Source organism: Variovorax gossypii (assembly GCF_003965815.1).
GTDB classification, from domain to species: domain Bacteria; phylum Pseudomonadota; class Gammaproteobacteria; order Burkholderiales; family Burkholderiaceae_C; genus Variovorax; species Variovorax gossypii.
This window is the reverse complement of record NZ_RXOE01000011.1, coordinates 83,110-102,189: the sequence shown is the minus strand read 5'-3', so window position 1 is coordinate 102,189 and position 19,080 is coordinate 83,110. Positions and strand designations below refer to the sequence as shown.

Genomic DNA, 19,080 nt, shown 5'->3' with positions numbered 1-19,080 from the left:
CGCTCAGGCCGCGAGGCGCTCGGGCTCGACCTGCGAGGGCACGGGACTCGGCACGTGCGCGCGGCTCTTCATCAGCGGCTGGATGCGCTCGCCGAAGGCTTCGACGCCCTGCACGAAGTCGTCGAAGGTCAGCAGCACGCCTTCGGTGCCGGGCACCTCTGCCACTTCGTCGAGCATGCGCGCGACGTTCTCGTACGAGCCTACGAGCGTGCCCATGTTGATGTTCACGGCGGAGGTCGGGTCGGCCATCTGGCGCACGTTGGTGTCGGCGCCCGACTTCGTGTCGGCCGCGCCCTGCTGGCCCAGCCATGCGATGGCCTCGTGGTCGGCGCCGGCCTTGTAGTGCTCCCATTTGGCGCGCGCGGCCTCGTCGGTCTCGGCGGCGATCACCATCATCAGCACGTAGGTGGTGACCTTGCGACCGGTCTTCGCGGTGGCCTCGATGAGCTTCTCGGCCGCGGGCGCGAAGGCCTTGGGCGTGTTCACGCCCTTGCCGAAGCAGAAGTTGTAGTCGGCGTACTTCGCCGAGAACTCCATGCCCGCGTCGCTCTGGCCGGCGCAGATCACCTTCATGTCGGCCTGCGGCTGCGGGCTCAGGCGGCAGTCGTCCATCTTGAAGTGATCGCCCTTGAAGTCGGACGAGCCCTTGCCCCAGAGGTCGCGCAGCACCTGGATGTATTCGGACAGGTACTGGTAGCGGGTGCCGAAGAACTGGTCGCCGGGCCACATGCCCATCTGCGAGTACTCGGGCCGCTGCCAGCCGGTGACGAGGTTGAGGCCGAAGCGGCCGTTGGAGATCGAGTCGATGGTGGACGACATGCGCGCCACGATGGCCGGCGGCATCACCAGCGAGGCGGCGGTGGCGAAGAGCTTGATCCTGCTGGTGACCGCGGCGAGGCCGGCCATGAGCGTGAAGGACTCCAGGTTGTGGTCCCAGAACTCCGTTTTGCCGCCGAAGCCGCGCAGCTTGATCATGGACAGCGCGAAGTCGACGCCGTAGTGCTCCGCCTTCAGCGTGATCTGCTTGTTGAGCTCGAAGCTGGGCTTGTACTGCGGTGCGTTCTCGGAAAGCAGCCAGCCGTTGTTTCCGATGGGAATGAAGATGCCGACGTTCATTGGAAGGGCTCCTGTTGCGGGTTCGAGAGGCTCCTTGCATGCGCCGTGCCAGTTGGATAAGTCATTTCAGATCAATGGTTTATGAGAAATTGGCGTTTTCTTTTTGACCATTTGGTCCAAAACGGAGCATGCGATCCGGCCGGGCTGCGGCCAGCCGGTGCGGCAAGGACCAAAGCGGTGCAGTGCCGGCGTCATGGAGCGCACGGCAAAATCACGCCATGCCCAAGACCCCACTCCGCGCCGCCGCGGCCATCGGCGGTACCGCCGACGATGTCGAGGCGGCCTTCTACGAAGCGCTGCAGCGCGGCGACATCGATGCGCTGATGGCCTGCTGGGCCGATGAGGACGAGGTGTTCTGCGTGCACCCCGGCGGCCCGAGGCTGGTGGGGGCCGTGGCGATCCGCGCGGCCTTCGAGCAGATGTTCGGCAACGGCGCGATCCACGCCATGCCGGCGCGGGTGCGCAAGATCGATTCCCTCGCGAGCGCGGTGCACAACGTGCTCGAGCGCATCGAGGTGCTCACCGCCGAGGGGCCGCGCCATGCCTTCGTGCTGGCGACCAACGTCTATCACAAGACCGCCCAGGGCTGGCGCATGGTGGCGCATCACGCGAGCCCCGGCACCGCGCGCGAACCGGACGACGCGAACGATCCGCCCCAGGTCCTGCATTGACGATCGATTGATGCTTTCTCCCGCAGCTTCCTTTTCTCCTGTTGCGGCTGCCGCCGCGACTTCCTTCGAGTCGATGGACTACGCGGCGCCGCGCTGGCTGCCCGGCGGCAACCTGCAGACCATCTGGGCCGCGCTCTATGCCCGCCGCTTCGACGGGCAGGCCCCGGTCTACCGGCGAGAGCGCTGGTCCACGCCGGACGGCGCCGACTTCATCGACGTCGACTTCGTCGATGCGCCGGTTGCCGGCGCGAGGCCGCTGCTGGTGCTGTTCCACGGACTCGAGGGCTCGTCGCGCAGCCACTACGCCGAAGCCTTCGCGGCTTTTGCGACGTCGCGCGGCATGGCCTTCGCGGTGCCTCACTTCCGCGGCTGCAGCGGCGAGATGAACCTCGCGCCGCGCGCCTACCACTCGGGCGACTTCGAGGAGATCGGCTGGATCCTCGCGCGCATGCGCGAGCAGCATGCGCAGAAGGGCGGAGGGCCGGTACTTGCGGCGGGCGTGTCGCTGGGCGGCAATGCGCTGATGCGATGGGCTTCCGAGGCGGGCGAAACCGCCTCCGGCGTGGTGAGTGCCGTGGCCTCGGTCTGCGCGCCGCTCGACCTCGCGGCGGGTGGCGAGGCCATCGGACGGGGCTTCAACAAGCTGGTCTACACGCGGATGTTCCTCGCGACCATGAAGCCCAAGGCGCTGGCCAAGCTGGCGCAGTTTCCGGGCCTGTTCGACCGCGAGCGGCTGGTGTCGTCGCGCAACCTCTACGAATTCGACAACGTCTTCACCGCCCCGCTGCACGGCTTTCGCGACGCCGACGACTACTGGGCCCGGGGCTCGGCCAAGCCGCACCTGGCCTCGATCCGCGTGCCCGCGCTGGTGGTGAATGCGCGCAACGATCCGTTCATTCCGGCGAGCAGCCTGCCGAAGCCCGGCGAGGTCGGGGCGCACGTCACGCTGTGGCAGCCCGCGCATGGCGGGCACGTCGGCTTTCCGATGGGGTCGCCGCCGGGGCATGTGCGGGGCATGCCAGAGCGGGTCGGCGGGTGGTTGACTCAGTTCGCACCCCCTGTTCATTCGTGAGGGCCGCCGCGCACGGCCGCCGGAAGCGGCCGGTCCGCCTCCGGCAAGGGGTTGGCGAAGTGACACGAAGTCCACGGAGCCTGGGGGCGAGCAAAATGCTGCCATGGACGACATCGTCAAACAAGCGCTCGCCAAGTGGCCCAACGTGCCGCACTGCTACGGCTGGCTGGGCCTCGACGCGCGCGGCAACTGGTACATGCGCGACGACCGCACCCAGGCCATGGGCCCGTTCCGCTCGGCCAAGGGCTCGATGCTGCGGCACGACAAGCTGATCGAATTCATCCACCGCAACTACGAGCACGACGACGAAGGCCAGTGGTTCTTCCAGAACGGGCCGCAGCGCGTCTACGTGGAGCTGGAGGCCTCGCCGCTGGTCTGGCGCGTTGCCGAGGATGCGAATGCGAGCGGCGGCTTCGCCGTCACGGCCCATACGGGCGTGGCCACCACGGTGTCGGATTGCCTGCTCGATGAGGAAGGGCGGCTCTACCTGGTCTCGCCGCTCGGGCTCGGGCTGGTGCACACGCAGGACGTGGGCATCGCGGCGGAAGCCGTGGAACGGGGCCTGTGGACACCCGCGAACGTGCAGGCCGGCGAGTTGCCGGCGCGCTTCGGCCATGTGCTGAGCCCTGCCGAACGCCACGCCGCCGTTGCGGCCGCGTCGCACCCCTGAATGAAAAAAGCCGGCGCTGGGCCGGCTTTCTTTCGTTGCTGATCAGGGAAAACGCTTACTTGGCTGGCGCGCTGGCCGCTGCGGCAGGAGCCGCACCTGAAGCGCTTTCGGCAGGCGCCGCGGCTGCTGCGGCGGGGCGATCCGGCACCGGGAACTTGGCGCCGCCGGCATTGGCCATGTAGACCACGGCACGGCCCACTTCGAGGTCTTCGAAGTCGCCGCCGCCCTGCGCAGGCATGGCGCCCTTGCCCTTCAGGGCATGTTCGAGCAGCGTTGCATACCCCTGGCCGATGCGCGGGCCCCAGGCTGCGGCGTCGTTCAGGTGAGGGGCTCCGGGGATGCCGGGCGCTCCGTGGCAGGCGACGCACTGGGCCTTGAACACGGCCTCGCCGGCTGCGAGCGGGCGGTTGGCGTCGCGGATCTCGATGCTGCCGACCTTCTTGAGGCGTTCGGCCACGTCACGGTCGCGCGCTTCCTTGGTCACGCCGTAGAGCGCCATGTTCTCGCCCTCGGCGGTGCCGGCGGGCTTGGTACCCGAGACCACGTAGGAGACAAGGCCCACGATGATCAGGATCGGGACAATGAAGGAAAAAAATACCGCGAGCAGCAGTTGCTTCGGGTTCTTGATCGGCCCGGTGTGGGCTTCTTCTGTGGCCTGGTAATGCGGGTCTGCGCTCATTCGCGTCCTCAATTATCGGGGGCTCGTCGGGGGGCTTTTCCTAACCAACCGGCGATTATAGGGAGTGCCCTTGCCGGCGGGGGCAAGGGAGCACCCTTATGGGACGCCTTGGCGTCTCGGCCCTGATCGGGCTCGAGACGCCCTCGAGGGCTTCAGCCCTTCTCGCCGTTGCCGTCGCGCGTGGCCCAGCCGCCGCCCAGCGTCCGGTAGAGCGTGACCTGGTTCTGCAGCTGCAGCAGGCGCGAGTTCACGGCCGATTGCTGGGCCGTGAACAGCGAGCGCTGCGCATCGAGCAGGTCGAGCGCGCTGGCGATGCCGTTGCGATAGCGCAGGTCGGAGAGCTTGTAGCGCACCGACTCCGCATCGGCCTGCGCACGCTGCGCGCGCACCTGCTCGCCCAGCGTGGCGCGGCCCGCGAGCGCGTCGGCCACTTCGCGGAACGCGGTCTGGATCGACTTCTCGTACTGCGCCACCGCGATCTCGCGCCCGGCCTTGGCCGAGTCGAGCGTGGCGATGTTGCGGCCGGCGTCGAAGATCGGCAGCGTCACCGTCGGAGCGAACGACCATGCCTTGGAGCCGCGGTCGAACAGGCCCGAGAACTCGCTGCTGGCGGTGCCGATGGAGCTAGTCAGCGACACGCGCGGGAAGAAGTTCGCGCGCGCCGCGCCGATGTTGGCGTTGGCCGCGATCAGCTGCTGCTCCGCCGAACGGATGTCGGGTCGCTCCGCCAGCAGGTCCGAGGGCAGGCCGGCCGGCACGTCGGGCATCGGCTTGATGCCGTCCAGGCCCTTCGCGCCGCCCGCCGTCGCATCGGCCGGCACCGGCGCGCCCAGCAGCAGGGCGAGGGCGTTCTCGTCCTGCGCGCGGGTGCGCTGCTGCTGCGCGTAGGCCGCGCGCGCGGCCTCGAGCTGACCGTTCGCGGCCTGGTAGTCGAGCTCCGACGAAACGCCGTTGTCGAAGCGCAGCTTGGTAAGGCGCACCGATTCTTCGCGCGTGACCATGGTCTGGCGCGTGATCTCCAGCAGCTCGTCGTCGGCCAGCAGCGTGAGCCAGCCGTTGGCCACCGACGCGATCAGGCTGGTCTGCACCGCCTTGCGGGTCTCGTCCGTGGCGAGGTACTGCGCCAGCGCCTGGTCCTTCAGCGCGCGGATGCGGCCGAAGAAATCGATCTCCCACGAGGTGAAGCCGAAGTTGACGGCGTACTGCGACGACACGCTGCCCTGGCTCGGGTCGATCGCCTGGTAGGCGTTGGGGCTCGAGCGCGAGCCCGTGCCCGTGAGGCCGAGCGCGGGGAAGAGGTTGGAGCGCTCGATCTGGAACTGCGCGCGCGCCTGCTCGATGTTGAGCACCGATACGCGCAGGTCGCGGTTGTTCGCGAGCGCCGTGCGGATCAGGCCCGCGAGCCGCGGGTCGGTGAAGAAGTCCTGCCACGGCAGGTTGGCCGCGGCCTGGCCGGACGGCTGCGCCGGATCACCCGGGTAGGTGGTCGGCACCGGCGCGGCGGGGCGCTCGTAGGTCGGGATCAGCGAGCAGCCCGCCAGCAGCATCGCGGCGGCCAGCGCGGTTGGAATCAGTTTCTTAGTCATGTTGTGGTTGCTCCGGTGCAATGCCGGCGGCTTCGGCGTGTCGCTTGTCGGCCTCGTGCTGGCGTGCGCTGCCCTTGAACAGCTTGCGCACCACCACGAAGAACACCGGCACGAAGATCACGGCGAGGGCCGTACCCGTCACCATGCCGCCGAGCACGCCGGTGCCGATGGCGCGCTGGCTTGCGGAGCCCGCGCCCGAGGCGATGAACAGCGGCACGACGCCGAGGCCGAAGGCCAGCGAGGTCATGATGATCGGGCGGAACCGCAGGTGGGCGGCTTCCAGCGCCGATTCGATGATCCCCTTGCCCTGTGCCTGCAGATCCTTCGCGAACTCGATGATCAGAATCGCGTTCTTCGCCGACAGGCCGATGATGGTGATCAGCCCCACCTGGAAGTACACGTCGTTCGAATAGGAACGCAGCATCGTCGCCACCAGCACGCCCAGCACGCCCAGAGGCACCACCAGGATCACCGACAGCGGGATCGACCAGCTCTCGTACAGCGCGGCCAGGCAGAGGAACACCGCCAGGATCGCGAAGGCATACAGGATGATGGCCTGCGAGCCCGCGAGCTTTTCTTCACGCGACTGGCCGGTCCATTCGAAGCCGAAGCCTTGCGGCAGCTGCTTGGCGAGCTTTTCCATCTCGGCCATGGCCGCGCCCGTGCTGTAGCCGGGTGCCGCGTCGCCGCTGATGCGGATCGCCGGATAGCCGTTGTAGCGCACCGTCTGCGTGGCGCCCGTGACCCACTTGGTAGTCGCGAAGGCCGACAGCGGCACCGGCTGGCCCTGCGTGTTGCTGGAGTTCAGCTTGAGCAGGTCGTCGGGCTGCATGCGCGCCGGAGCGTCGGCCTGCACCACCACGCGCTGCAGGCGGCCGCGGTTCGGGAAGTCGTTGATGTAGCTCGAACCCAGCGCGGTCGACAGCGTCGTGTTGATCGCGTCGAAGCTCACGCCCAGCGCGTTCGCCTTGTCGCGGTCGATGTCGATCTGCAGCTGCGGCGCGTCTTCCAGGCCGTCGGGACGGACCTGGGCCAGCACCTTGCTCTGCGAGGCCATGCCCAGCAGCTGGTTGCGTGCCTTGATCAGCGCGTCGTGGCCTGCGCCCGAACGGTCCTGCAGGCGGAAGCTGAAGCCGCTGGCGTTGCCCAGTTCGGGAATGGGCGGCGGGCTCAGCGGGTAGATGAAGGCGTCGCGGATGCCCGAGAGCGCGCCGAAGGCACGGCCGGCGAGCGCGCTGGCCGAGTGGGCCGGGTCCTTGCGTTCTTCCCAGTCCTTCAGCGTCACGAAGGCGAGGCCGGCGTTCTGGCCCTGGCCCGAGAAGCTGAAGCCCATCACGCCCACCATGCTTTCCACTTCGGGCTGCTTCAGGATGAAGCCTTCGACCTGCTGCATGACCGACAGCGCGCGCTCCTGCGTCGCGCCAGGCGGCAGCTGCACGTTCACGATGATGTTGCCCTGGTCTTCCTGCGGCAGGAAGGAGCTCGGCAGGCGGGTGTAGGTGAACACCACCGCGCCGATGATCGCGACGTAGATCACGAGGTAGCGCGCGGCGCGGCGCAGGATGCGCGCGACCACGCTCTCGTAGCCCTTGGCCGTGCGCGAGAAGCCACGGTTGAACCAGCCGAAGAAGCCGGTCTTCTCGTGATGGTGGCCGGCTTCCACCGGCTTGAGCAGCGTGGCGCACAGCGCCGGCGTGAGCGACAGCGCCATGAAGGCCGAGAAGGCGATCGAGGCCACCATCACCGCCGAGAACTGGCGATAGATGTTGCCGGTGGAGCCCGCGAAGAACGCCAGCGGCACGAACACCGAGATCAGCACCACCGTCACGCCGATGATGGCGCCGGAGATCTGCCTCATGGCCTTGCGCGTGGCTTCGAGCGGCGGCAGCCCCTCCTCGCTCATGATGCGCTCGACGTTCTCCACCACCACGATGGCGTCGTCCACCACGATACCGATCACCAGCACCATGCCGAACATGGTCAGCACGTTGATCGAGAAGCCCAGCGCCAGCAGCGAGGCGAAAGTGCCCAGCAGCGCGATCGGCACCACGATGGTCGGGATGATCGTGTAGCGCCAGTTCTGCAGGAACAGGAACATCACGATGAACACCAGCGCCACGGCTTCCAGCAGCGTCTTGACCACTTCGGTGATCGAGATCTGCACGAAGCGCGAGCTGTCGTACGGAATCGCCCACTTCACGCCCTGCGGGAAGTAGCGCTCGAGTTCGGCCATCTTGGCGCGGATCGCCTTGGCCGACTGCAGCGCGTTGCCGTTGGGCGTGGGCTGCACGCCGATGCCGACCGCGGGCACGCCGTTCAGGCGGGCCGAGGTGGCGTACGACTGGCCGCCGAGCTCCACGCGCGCGACGTCCTTCAGCCGTACGGTCGAGCCGTCGGTGTTGGCGCGCAGCACGATGTTCTGGAACTGCTCCACGTTGACGAGCTGGCCGTTCACGGTCACCGTGGCCGCGATGGCCTGGCCGGGAATGTTGGGCAGGTCACCCAGCGTGCCCGAGGACACCTGCGCGTTCTGCGCGCGGATGGCGTTGTTGACGTCGGTCGACGACAGGTTGAAGCCTTGCAGCTTGGCAGGGTCGATCCACACGCGCATCGCGTTCTCGGAACCGAAGAGCTGCGCCTGGCCCACGCCGACCACGCGCTGCAGCTCGGGCACGACGTTGCGCGCGGCGTAGTCGCCGAGCGCCACCGGGTCGAAGTTCGGGTTGTCCGAGGACAGCATCACGAACATCAGGAAGTTGTTGCGCGACTTGTCCACGCGCACGCCCTGCTGCGTCACGGCGGAGGGCAGGCGCGGCGTCGCGCGCGACAGCCGGTTCTGCACGTCCACCTGCGCGAGGTCGTCGTTGGTGCCGGGCTCGAAGCTGATCGTGATGGAGCCGGTGCCGTCGGCCTGGGCCACCGATTCCATGTAGATCAGGCCTGGGGAGCCGTTCATTTCACGCTCGATGACGGACAGCACGCTGTCCTCGAGCGTCTGGGCCGAGGCGCCGGGGTAGGCGACGTTGATGACGATGGCGGGTGGCGCCACCGGCGGGTACTGCGAGATCGGCAGCTGGGTGATTGACACGCCGCCCACCACCAGGATGAACAGTGCGATCACCCAGGCGAAGATCGGTCGGTCGATAAAGAATTTGGCCATTTGCGGGCGCGCTCCTGATTACTTCTTCTCGGCCGGGGTCTTCTCGGCGGAGGCGGGCGCCGCGGGCGCGGCCCCCTCGGCGGCGGGCTTGGCCGCGCCGCCGTTCGGGTTGGGCTTGGTCCACGGGACGGCCTTCACCGGCGTGCCGGGCGGCATCATCTGCAGCTTCTGGAAGCCGTCGACCATCACCTGTTCGCCGGCCTTCAGGCCGTCGAGCACCACCCACTGGTTGTCCTTGGCGGCGCTGATCTTCACGCTGCGCTGGCTGATCTTCCCGTCCTTGTCGACCACCGACACGGTGTCGCCCTGCTGGGTGCGCGTGACGGCCTGCTGCGGCACCGTGATCGCGTTGGTGGCCTGCGCCTGCTCGAGCTTCACTCGCACGTACAGGCCGGGCAGCAGCTCGCCCTTGGGGTTGGGCACTTCGGCGCGCAGCGTGACCTGGCCGGTGGTGGAGTCGACCGTGAGGTCGGAGAACAGCAGCTTGCCTTCGAGCGGGTAGTCGGTGCCGTCTTCAAGCACCACGCGGATGGTCGCGGCTTCCTCGCCGCTCGCGCGCTTGTACTGGCCGGCGGCCACGGCGCGGCGCAGCTTCATCGCATCGGAGGCCGACTGCGTGAAGTTCACGTACAGCGGATTGATCTGCTGCACCACGGCCAGCTCGGTGGCGTCGCCCTGGCCCACCAGCGCGCCCTCGGTGACGAGCGCGCGGCCGATGCGGCCCGCGATGGGCGAGGTCACGTCGGCATAGCTCTGGTTGATCTTGGCGGTCTGCAGCGCCGCGCGGCCCGATGCCACGTCGGCCTCGGCCTGCTTGGCGGAGGCCACGGCGGTCGCGTATTCCTGCTTGCTGACGGCATTGGCCTCGACCAGCGGCTTGTAGCGGTCGGCCAGGGCCTTGGCCTGCACGGCATTGGCTTCGGCGCGGGCCAGCGTGGCCTGCGCGTTCTGGGTGGCGGCCACCAGCGGCGCCGGGTCGATGCGGAACAGCAGCTGGCCGGCCTTCACGTCGCTGCCTTCGCGGAATTCGCGCTTCAGCAGGATGCCCGATGCGCGGGCGCGGACCTGGGCGATGCGGGAGGCCTCGAGGCGGCCGGGCAGCTCGGTGACGAGGCCGACGTCGGTCGGCGCGGCCACGACCACGCCGACTTCGGGCGCGGGATGGCCACCGCCACCGCCTCCGCCGCCCGGGCCTCCGGGCGCATCGCTCTTGCCGCAGCCCGCGAGGACCAGCAGGACGACGGCGGCCACGGTCGCGAGGCGCGGCGAAAAGGACGATTGGCGCGAAACATGCAGGAGAGGCATGCGATTCCTTTGATGCGAAGACGGGAGATGGCGGGCGCGCGGTGCGAACCGGAAACCTGTACAGCCAGGTCGGCCATCGGGGAAGCCGGCTAGTTTACATACATTCATGGATGTATAGTGACAGCCATGCAATGGCCCCACGATACATAGAGGGCGTTGTCTTTACAAATCAGGAGACTTGGTGGCACGTCGTACGAAGGAAGAGGCATTGGCCACGCGGCATCGGTTGCTCGATGCCGCGGAGCTGCTGTTTCAGGCGCAGGGCGTCTCGCAGACCACGCTGCAGCAGATCGCGCAGCAGGCCGGCGCGACGCGCGGCGCCATCTATTGGCACTTCAAGGACAAGGCCGATCTCTTCAACGCGATGATGGAGCGCGTCATCCTGCCGCTGGAGACCTCGCCCAGGGCGGCGGCTACCGCTCCCGGCGTCGACGACCCGCTGGCGGAAATCGAGGAGGGCATGGTGCACGCGCTCACCCTCATGACCACCGACCCGCAGGTGCGCCGCGTGTTCGACATCGCGACCCACAAGGTCGAATACACGCACGACATGGCCTCGGTGCAGCAGCGCCACCTCGACGCCCGCAACGCCTGCGTCGGCGACTTCGAGAAGGCCCTGCGCATGGCCGCGCGCCGCGGCCGCATCAAGCTGCCGGTGCCGGGCCACGTGGCGGCGCAGGGGCTGCATGCGCTGATCAGCGGGCTCATCCAGAACTGGCTGCTCGACCCCCAGGCCTTCGACCTGGTGCCCACCGGCAGGCGCACGTTCAGGGTCTACCTGGCGGGCCTCGGCTTCGTCCGGCCGTTGCCGGGCGCACCCGTTGTGGACGAGACCGAAACCGTCGTCGCCTGATAGGCGATAATGCGTGGCTCCGGTGCACGCCGGACCCAGATTCCTCGCTGTATTTCAACGGATAGAATTCGGCCCTCCGAAGGCTGAGATCCAGGTTCGATTCCTGGCGGCGGGACCAGACACCAAGCCGGACACATTTCGAATGTGTCCGGCTTTTTTGTTTTTCCCCGAAGCAAACCGCAACCGCCCCTCGCTCGGGCGGCAGCCGATCCTCTCCCGCGCATTTCCCGAAGGGCCTTGAAGGCTCGAAGACATCGCGCGTCCACACGGCATCAGACAACTCTGGGGACAGTTTCGGCACAAGTCATGCCTTATCCACAGCCGGATCGACTTCCAGGATGTTGTTCCATTTCCGGAAGCAGTCCCGAAGCAGGCACACACACAGTAGTACGGGAACCGCAAGTCCTTGTCACGCAAGGAAAAAACGGTACTGTCCACAGCGCGGGTTTACCCTTATCTACTACTACTATCTTTAAATAAGAGAAGTAAGTAATTAAGAAGTGGAAGCCGGCGGGACGCACCCGAGCGTGCGAAACCCGGTGAGCCCAGGCATCGACCTGTAACATTCGACACCTCCGCTGTCGGGCAGCGACGGGGCGCGCGGCCGGCACGCGCATTCGTTCACGAATCGGCAAGCCATCTCGTCGTTGTCAGATGGAAGACCGTGCCCGCTCGGATACTCCGACGAAACATGCCGCCGATCAGAGCGGCGATTTCAGGGAGGATCCATGTCCATCTTCGATGGCACGCGCCGGCACGTTCGCCGGTCGTGCGTTCCTGCGCCTTCGGCGGTGCGATGACACGTCGCGTCACCATTCGAACGCCGATGGGGGAGGCGCTGCAGTTCCACCGGCTGGCCGGCCGCGAAGCGTTGAGCCAGCTCTATGCCTTCGACATCGATCTGCTGGGCAGCAGCAACGGCGTCGATCCCAGGGTGCTGCTCGGCAAGCCCGCCACCGTGGAGGTGCGGACGGAGAGCGGCGATACGCGCCATCTGGGCGGTGTCGTCGCATCCTTCGGTCTGACCGGGGAGGACGCCCGCCATTCCTTCTATCGCATGACGCTGCGCCCATGGCTGTGGCTCGCCACGCGTCGAAGCGACTTCCGCATCTTCCAGAACAAGACCGTGCCGGAAATCGTGGCCGACGTGCTCGGCGGCTACGGCTACCCCGTGGAGAAAAGACTGGGCCGCGACTACCGCATCCGGGACTACTGCGTGCAGTATCACGAGAGCGATTTCTCGTACGTCTCGCGCTTGTGCGAGCTCGAGGGCATCTGCTACTACTTCAGGCACGAGGCGCAGCGGCATGTGCTGGTGCTCGCGGACGACATCGCGAGCTCGCACGATCCGCTGCCGGGAGGCGACATCGTGCGCTTCCACCCCCTGGAGAAGGCGGGCATGACCGGAGGGGGATCGAGCCCGAACGAGCGCATCTACGAATGGAAAACCGGGGAGGAAATCCGATCGGGCCTTCACTTCACCAACGAGTTCGACCCGCTCAAGCCAAGGGCGGATCTTTCCAGCCGGCGGCAACTGCGCGCCGGCCATGCGCACGACGACTTCGAGCTCTACGAATGGCCCGGCGGCTACCGGCAGTACGACGACGGCGAGACCTGCACGCGCATCCGCACCGAAGAGCAGCTGAGCGGACGCTGCACCGCGAGCGGGCGTTCCAACAGACGCGAGCTCGCGCCGGGCTACACCTTCCAGCTGGCGAGTCATCCGAGGGATGACCAGAACCAGAAATACCTGCTGACCAGCGTCGGCTACGAGCTGCAGGAAAACCTCCGGGCCAGCGAAGGCGCCGACGCGGGCGAAGGCTCCATCCAGCGCTTCTGCTTCGAAGCGCAGCCCGTCAGCCATGCATGGCGACCGCCGCGCGCCACGCCGAAGCCTCGCACGCGCGGTCCGCAGACCGCCATCGTGGTCGGCCCGAAGAACGAAGAGATATGGGTCGACCAGTACGGCCGCGTCAAGGTCCAGTTCCACTGGGATCGCCTCGGCCGACACGACGAGAACTCCAGTTGCTGGGTGCGCGTGTCCATGGCCTGGGCAGGCGAGACCTTCGGTGCTGCTGCGCTGCCTCGCATCGGGCAGGAAGTGGTCGTCGATTTCCTGAGCGGCGATCCGGACTGCCCCATCATCACCGGCCGCGTGTTCAATGCCGAGAACATGCCTGCGTGGCGCCTGCCCGACCAGAAGAATCTCTCGGGCATCCGCAGCCGCGAGCTGGGCGCAAGCGACGGTTCGGGCCGTGCGGGCGGAGCGCGGGGCAATCATCTGGCACTGGACGACCATCATGGCAAGCTCCAGGCCCAGCTCAAGAGCGACCACCTCAGCAGCAGCCTGAGCCTCGGCCACATCGGCCGCATCGACGACACGTCGGGCCGCAAGGACGACCGGGGTGAGGGAGCCGAACTGCGCACCGACGGCCATGCGGCGGTGCGCGCCGCAAAGGGGCTGCTGCTCACCACCGAGGCTCGGCCCGGCGCGCAGGCGCATATCACCGACCTCGGCGAAACCGTCGCGCGCCTGACGGCCGCGCGCGATCTGCACGAGCGCCAGGGCCAGATCGCGCAGGAGGCCAGGGCGCACGAAGCGGGCGACCAGGATGCTGTCACGACGGCCCTCAAGGAGCAGAACGATGCGATCAAGGGCAGGAGCGGAGGCTCGCAGCCGGACGCGTTTCCGGAACTCGACGAGCCTCACCTCGTGCTCGCCAGCGCGGCCGGCATCCAGAGCACCGCGGCGGGCGCCACCCACATTGCCAGCATCACGCACAACGCCCTGAGCAGCGGCGGCCATACGAGCATCAGCGCGGGCAGGAGCTTCCTGGTGAGCGTCAGGGAGGCCGCGCGCCTCTTCGCGTACAAGGCCATCCGCCTGACGGCCGCCACCGCGGGCATCGACATCGTCGCTCTGCAGAACAGCATCAACCTGCTGGCCAGGCTGGAGATCAAGCTCGAAGCCGACAGGATCGCCATCACCGCGAAGGAGGAGATCCTGATCAGCGGAGGCGGCAGCTTCAGCAAGTGGAACGCCTCGGGCATCGTGCATGGAACCAGAGGCCTCTGGCGCGAACACGCCGCTACCCACAGCTATGCGGGGCCGATGGACATGGCCAAGCGGCTGCGCATGCAGGGCGTTAGCCATGACGACAAGTACAGCGTCCGTTTCGCGCCGCTTGGCAGCGACGAAGTCTTCAGGCACGCGGAGATGGCAGGACTGCCCTACAGGATCCTCGGCGAGAAACAGGAAATCAAGGCGGAGGGCGTGATTCCCGACGACGGGCGGCTCCCCAGGATCAGCTTCGAGACGCCCGACGAGGCGGTGCTGGTCGTGGGCGAGGAGGCGTGGGACTGGGCGCCCGTGCCGACGATCCACGCGCTGCAGGGCAGTCCGGACAACGACGAAGGCGACGAGGTCCATGAGGACGATGAATCGCCCGATGCCGAAAGCTCGAGATATGCCCCGCCGGGAGGTGCCTCGGCCTTCGATCACTTCCTCCCCGAGTCGGCAGTCGCAGCTCATCTGAGCAGCCTGGCCTGAGCGCGAGAGACCAAGCATGCCCAAGCTGATATCCGCTACCTACCACCCCAACATCGAAGTCGCCGAGTTCATCTGCGAAGACGGCCGACACCTGCTGCGCTCGGGCGGAACGCTGCCATGGCGCATCAACAACCCCGGCGATCTGACCGCCCGGATGGTCGACGGTGTGCCCGCGCCCAGAAAGGCAAAGGGCTACGTCGGATTCGCCACGACCAGATCGGGCCGGACCTTCCTGATCTTCCCCGATGAAGATGCGGGGCGAGAGGAACTGAAGGCGAACCTGAAGCGACTGCACGGCGACAGGACGATCCCGGAAGCCATTCCTGTCTACGCCCCGAAGAAGGAAAACGACACGGAAAAATATGCGCGCGATCTGCTCAAGACGAGCGGCATTCCGGCCAGCAGAAAGATCGGCGAGTGCAGCGATGCCGAACTCGAAAAGATAGTGAACAGCATCGCGGAGATCGAGGGGTATCACGCCAACGCCGAGACCAGAAAGGAAACCTGGGTCGCCGTGAGCAGGATCAACGCGACCGACGGCAGCCAGCCGTTGCCCGACGCCGAGATCATTCTGCAAAGAGGAGGCAAGGAGGAAACGGTCAAGTCCGATGCCACGGGGCGATTTCCTCCCGTGATTCATCCGGCCGACAGATCGGCCGTGCACGTCAAGGTGGCGGAACCGAAGAGCAAGAAGGCCGTGGTGGTCGGAACCATCGAGGGCGACGTCGGGAGGGATTTCAATCTGCTGGCGAAATTCAGGAGATGGAAGGGCGTTGCTGGATCGGAGAAGGTCAACAGTTCGACGGTGGGGCAGAGGAAGCCCATGAGCTATGTGGTGCAGCCCGGGGACAGTCTTTGGAAGATCGCGACGCTTTATCGCACCAGCGTTGCCGGCATCAAGGAGGCAAGCGGACTCGACCGCGACAGGATCTACCCCGGGGAGGTGCTGCTGATTACCGGGAGCGGCAAGGCAAAGCCGGACGGCAGGTCATCGAATCCCCCGTCCTTGGCCGCCAAGCCCCCGCCTGTGAGTGCACCGGCGAGCCCGGGAGCTCCGCCGAAGCGCGTACGTGTTTCTGCTCCCGCACCACCGCCTGTTTCGTCTGGAATCAGGTCATCGGATTCGGAGCGATCGAAGGAGGGAACTGGGAGGGTTCTGGCCCTCATCAACCCGATGCCGGGGCGGGCGCCTTGGATGCCTATTGCCATTGCCGAAGCAAAGCTCAGACGTGGGGAGACTGAGGTCACGCTGCAGGACAAGATCAACTATCACGTTGAAGTTGACGACAGCATCAAATCCATGATCGGAAGGAATAACGCCTGGTGCGCGGCCTTTGTGAATTGGTGCCTGATGCAAGCGAACTACCCCATCGAAAACGCGAACTATCCGGGGCGCAAAGTGGCGAAAGCACGAGCGCATGGGTTCTACGAAGTAGATGGACCAAGGGAGAAGTCGGAAAAGGCAACGAAGAAGATCAGAAATCCATTATTTGTTGAGTTGGAAAGGCCGATTTATGGGGCCATTGCCATGGTTACGTCTCCGGCTGGTTCAGGGCAACATGTTGGATTCGTATATGCAAAGAGTGGATCCAATGGATTGATTTTGCTTGGAGGAAATCAGGGAAGTCAGATCAATTTTTCTTACTTCAATATTGCACCTGTCGCCCCATATGTGACGAAAAACAAAAAAGGTGAAATCGTCAAGCATAAAGGGAGTTCGAACTACCTGAAGTATCTTGTCCCAATTGCTTATTGTGAGCAAGCCAAGAGAGATCTTCTAAATCCAGGGATAGAGGAGCGGAGCGCATCAGAGATTAATAAGGAAATGGGAATCGAGGCCGATAAATCGAGTGCGGCAAATGCAACTCCAAATTTCAGATGATATGGCTTTGTTTTTTCGATCACGATCATTTGCATTCAAATTGTTGCGGCAAGGAGTGCTTCTCTTTGCCGTTCTGTCACCGCTTTTTTCTTTTGCTGGATATGCTGGTGGGCCGTATGTGGTATGGGTGAATCTTGATCGCTCTTCCGATGGCGAGAAGGTCGATCAAATTATTGTTGATTTTCTTTCGGGTAAATCGATCGAGTGCGATGGGCAATGGAAAATGGGAGATTCACTTTTGTATATGAAAAGGCGCCCGCCATCGATAGATGATGAGCTGGTTCGGGATGCTTTCTTGGGAAAAAAGAAAACAAAAATGAAGCAATTGGATGTTGCATTGAGACGTTATAGGGATGCGGAATTTCCGCATCACGAAGGCCTTGATGGAATCATTGTCTACTCGCGTCAGCCCGAGATGAAAATAATGAGCTTTACAGCTGGGGCGCGGAGAATTGAGTCTGTGGCCGTTGCTTCGCAAGGAAATGTTCCAGTGAAAGAGGATGTGGAAGACGCGTTTTGTGCTCTTCTACCACCCATCACTAGGGCATCATAAGAATGAGTCATCCAATTGCGGCATGAGTTGCGTGTGCTAATGCGTCGATGCTCGAGTCAGCGTTCTTTTATGGTAAAGGGCGTGCGATTGCCCTGGGGAAATGAGATGAAGATGAATCTTCTTCGGAGGCGCGTTGTAGGCATGGTTGCCTTTGTAATTTATACTTTTCTTCCGATTGACTCTTTTGCTGGGTCGCGGAGCGATCATTTTGTTGCATGGGGCAGCCTTAGGGGCGGCGTGGAAAATCAAGAGATTGCAGGGAAAATTAAAGAGTTTGCGAATAGCGATCGCATCGACTCTGCTTGCGATATTCAATGGAAAAACAATGACTCGATGTTGTACTTCAATAATCACCTCTTGAAAATTCCAGATGATTTGCTCAGGAAGGTTTTCATCGAACGTGATAGTGAATCTTTCTCTGCGCTGAGCCATGCGTTGCGCTCCTTCAGACATCTGGAGACAAATGCCCGTGACGGATTGGATAGGATCATTTTTTACGACGGAGAAAGATCCTTCCGCATGATGAGCTTCACGGTTGGTACGAGAAGGGTCAAAACCTACCCGCAAGTGTTGAGGGCGCCCGCAAGAACGAAAGAGATTGAGCGTGCTTTCTGCTCACTTCTTCCTCCAATCACTCGAGCTCCTTAAGGGGGACTCGAGCGGCTGCTTCGATCACGGAGCGCTTGAAGGTGCTGATGCACGAGTCCGTGCCCTTGCTGCGAAGCGCTCGTGATTGCCCCTGCTCCCTGCCCATGCCACCATCCCCGCATGCCCTACCAACTCCATTACTGGCCCACCATCCAGGGCCGCGGTGAATTCGTGCGGCTCGCGCTCGAGGCGGCTGGCGCGGACTATGTAGATGTGGCGCGGCTGCCCGAGACCGAAGGCGGAGGCGAGTCCGCGTTGGGCGAACGATTGGGTGACCCCGACAGCGCGCGCCCGGCGTTCGCGCCGCCGTTCCTCGTCGACGGCGACATCGTGGTCGGACAAACCGCCGCGATCCTGCTGTACCTGGGCCCCAGACTCGGCCTTTCGGGCGTGGGCGAATCGGACGGGCTGTGGACGCACCAGCTGCAGCTCACCATCGCCGATGCGGTGGCAGAGGCGCACGACACGCACCATCCGATCTCGGTCGGCGCCTACTACGAAGACCAGCGCGATGCGGCCATGCTGCGCGCAAAGGCTTTTCGTGAAGAGCGCATTCCGAAGTTCCTCGGCTGGTTCGAGTGCGTGCTTCAGCGCAATCCCGCGGGCAGCCAGCATCTGGTGGGCGACACGCTGACCTACGCCGACCTGTCGCTGTTCCAGCTGGTGGACGGCTTGCGCTACGCGTTTCCAAAAGCCTCGGCGCGGGCGCTGGCCGCGACACCCGCAGTCGAGAAGCTGCATGCCAACGTCAGGCGCCGCCAGCGCGTGCGCGACTACCTCCAGAGTCCTCGCCGCATCGCGTTCAACGAAGACGGCATCTTCAGGCGCTACGCCGAGCTGGACGGCTAGCTCTCCGAGCTTGCCGGTCAGTTGACGAGGGCGGCCGCGTCCTTCCACGCCGGCAGCAACACCAATCCTGCGACCGTCACCGGCTTGCGCTGCGGGCCGAAGAGGTACCGGTGAGGCACCATGCCTTCGAGGTGGTGCAGCACGTCGCTGCGGTCGTCGATGAAGTGCGTGATCCGCAGCTCGCGGCAGTGGTCGGCCTTTTGCGTCCGCTGCAGGCAGAAGCGAAGGTTCGCGGGCGCGATGCCGGTGCGCTCGAAGAAGCTGTGATGCCGCAGCCACGCACGGCTCTTGGCCTGCACGCTCGGCCCGCATTTCGACACCAGCCACACGCGGCCCTCGAACTTCTCGACCAACGGGCCGACAGCCTCGAACATGCCTTCGTAGGGCGGTGTGTCCAGCGCGTCCTGCAGCGAGCCGCCGATGAAGGATGTGTCCGCGCCGCCGGCGCCTTCGGCCGCGATCAGCACGCGGCCGATGTCGATGCCG

Annotated in this window: 15 protein-coding genes and 1 tRNA gene; 10 read left to right on the top strand and 6 right to left on the bottom strand. The window is 65.1% G+C overall.

All coding sequences use genetic code 11. The annotated features are described in order from the left end of the window. Positions 1-3 precede the first annotated feature (3 nt). A complete protein-coding gene (gene rutA, locus EJP69_RS27965) occupies positions 4-1,116 on the bottom strand; it encodes a pyrimidine utilization protein A (protein WP_093306938.1) in 1,113 nt (370 codons plus the stop codon). Between the two features lie 218 nt (positions 1,117-1,334). On the opposite strand from rutA, the gene EJP69_RS27960 reads away from it, so the two are divergent. From EJP69_RS27960 to EJP69_RS27950, 3 genes are all read left to right on the top strand, one after another. Further along, entirely contained in the window at positions 1,335-1,787 is a 453-nt protein-coding gene (locus tag EJP69_RS27960; protein ID WP_093206406.1) for a YybH family protein, read from the top strand. A 73-nt stretch (positions 1,788-1,860) separates the two neighbouring features. Continuing rightward, entirely contained in the window at positions 1,861-2,859 is a 999-nt protein-coding gene (locus EJP69_RS27955) for a YheT family hydrolase (RefSeq protein ID WP_126473683.1), read from the top strand. 103 nt (positions 2,860-2,962) lie between these two features. Further along, complete coding sequence (locus EJP69_RS27950) at positions 2,963-3,529, top strand: DUF2946 family protein (protein ID WP_093306940.1); 567 nt, start codon at positions 2,963-2,965, stop codon at positions 3,527-3,529. Positions 3,530-3,584: 55 nt separating this feature from the next. Here EJP69_RS27950 and EJP69_RS27945 read toward each other — a convergent pair whose 3' ends face one another. From EJP69_RS27945 to EJP69_RS27930, 4 genes are all read right to left on the bottom strand, one after another. After that, the gene (locus EJP69_RS27945) at positions 3,585-4,208 is read right to left on the bottom strand and encodes a c-type cytochrome (RefSeq protein WP_126473591.1); all 624 of its coding nucleotides are present in this window, start codon (positions 4,206-4,208) and stop codon (positions 3,585-3,587) included. Between the two features lie 152 nt (positions 4,209-4,360). Beyond that, positions 4,361-5,794, bottom strand: a complete 1,434-nt coding sequence (locus EJP69_RS27940; protein ID WP_093206409.1) for an efflux transporter outer membrane subunit — start codon at positions 5,792-5,794, stop codon at positions 4,361-4,363. After that, positions 5,787-8,954: an efflux RND transporter permease subunit gene (locus EJP69_RS27935; RefSeq protein ID WP_093206410.1), complete on the bottom strand. Its 3,168-nt coding sequence runs from the start codon at positions 8,952-8,954 to the stop codon at positions 5,787-5,789. The genes EJP69_RS27940 and EJP69_RS27935 overlap by 8 nt, the downstream gene beginning before the upstream one ends. Positions 8,955-8,972: 18 nt before the next feature. Continuing rightward, the gene (locus EJP69_RS27930) at positions 8,973-10,259 is read right to left on the bottom strand and encodes an efflux RND transporter periplasmic adaptor subunit (protein ID WP_093206411.1); all 1,287 of its coding nucleotides are present in this window, start codon (positions 10,257-10,259) and stop codon (positions 8,973-8,975) included. A 178-nt stretch (positions 10,260-10,437) separates the two neighbouring features. Here EJP69_RS27930 and EJP69_RS27925 point away from each other — a divergent pair, with 178 nt between their 5' ends. From EJP69_RS27925 to EJP69_RS27895, 7 genes are all read left to right on the top strand, one after another. Further along, positions 10,438-11,112, top strand: coding sequence for a TetR family transcriptional regulator (locus EJP69_RS27925; protein WP_093206412.1), 675 nt, complete (start codon positions 10,438-10,440; stop codon positions 11,110-11,112). 43 nt (positions 11,113-11,155) lie between these two features. Then, positions 11,156-11,230: transfer RNA gene (locus tag EJP69_RS27920), tRNA-Arg, on the top strand. 678 nt (positions 11,231-11,908) lie between these two features. Then, positions 11,909-14,662, top strand: coding sequence for a type VI secretion system Vgr family protein (locus EJP69_RS27915; protein ID WP_126473589.1), 2,754 nt, complete (start codon positions 11,909-11,911; stop codon positions 14,660-14,662). Positions 14,663-14,678: 16 nt separating this feature from the next. Further along, on the top strand, positions 14,679-16,544 hold the full coding sequence (locus EJP69_RS27910) for a LysM peptidoglycan-binding domain-containing protein (protein ID WP_126473588.1): 1,866 nt from the start codon (positions 14,679-14,681) through the stop codon (positions 16,542-16,544). Next, on the top strand, positions 16,522-17,097 hold the full coding sequence (locus EJP69_RS27905; protein WP_126473586.1) for a hypothetical protein: 576 nt from the start codon (positions 16,522-16,524) through the stop codon (positions 17,095-17,097). Before EJP69_RS27910 ends, EJP69_RS27905 begins: the two co-directional genes overlap by 23 nt. A 105-nt stretch (positions 17,098-17,202) precedes the next feature. Next, positions 17,203-17,745 carry a hypothetical protein gene (locus EJP69_RS27900; RefSeq protein WP_126473584.1) on the top strand — a complete coding sequence of 181 codons (543 nt, stop codon included), beginning with the start codon at positions 17,203-17,205 and terminating at the stop codon, positions 17,743-17,745. 120 nt (positions 17,746-17,865) lie between these two features. Next, positions 17,866-18,594 carry a glutathione S-transferase gene (locus EJP69_RS27895; RefSeq protein WP_126473582.1) on the top strand — a complete coding sequence of 243 codons (729 nt, stop codon included), beginning with the start codon at positions 17,866-17,868 and terminating at the stop codon, positions 18,592-18,594. Between the two features lie 17 nt (positions 18,595-18,611). On the opposite strand, the gene EJP69_RS27890 is transcribed toward EJP69_RS27895, so the two are convergent. Beyond that, positions 18,612-19,061: a hypothetical protein gene (locus EJP69_RS27890; protein WP_240652311.1), complete on the bottom strand. Its 450-nt coding sequence runs from the start codon at positions 19,059-19,061 to the stop codon at positions 18,612-18,614. Positions 19,062-19,080 lie beyond the last annotated feature (19 nt).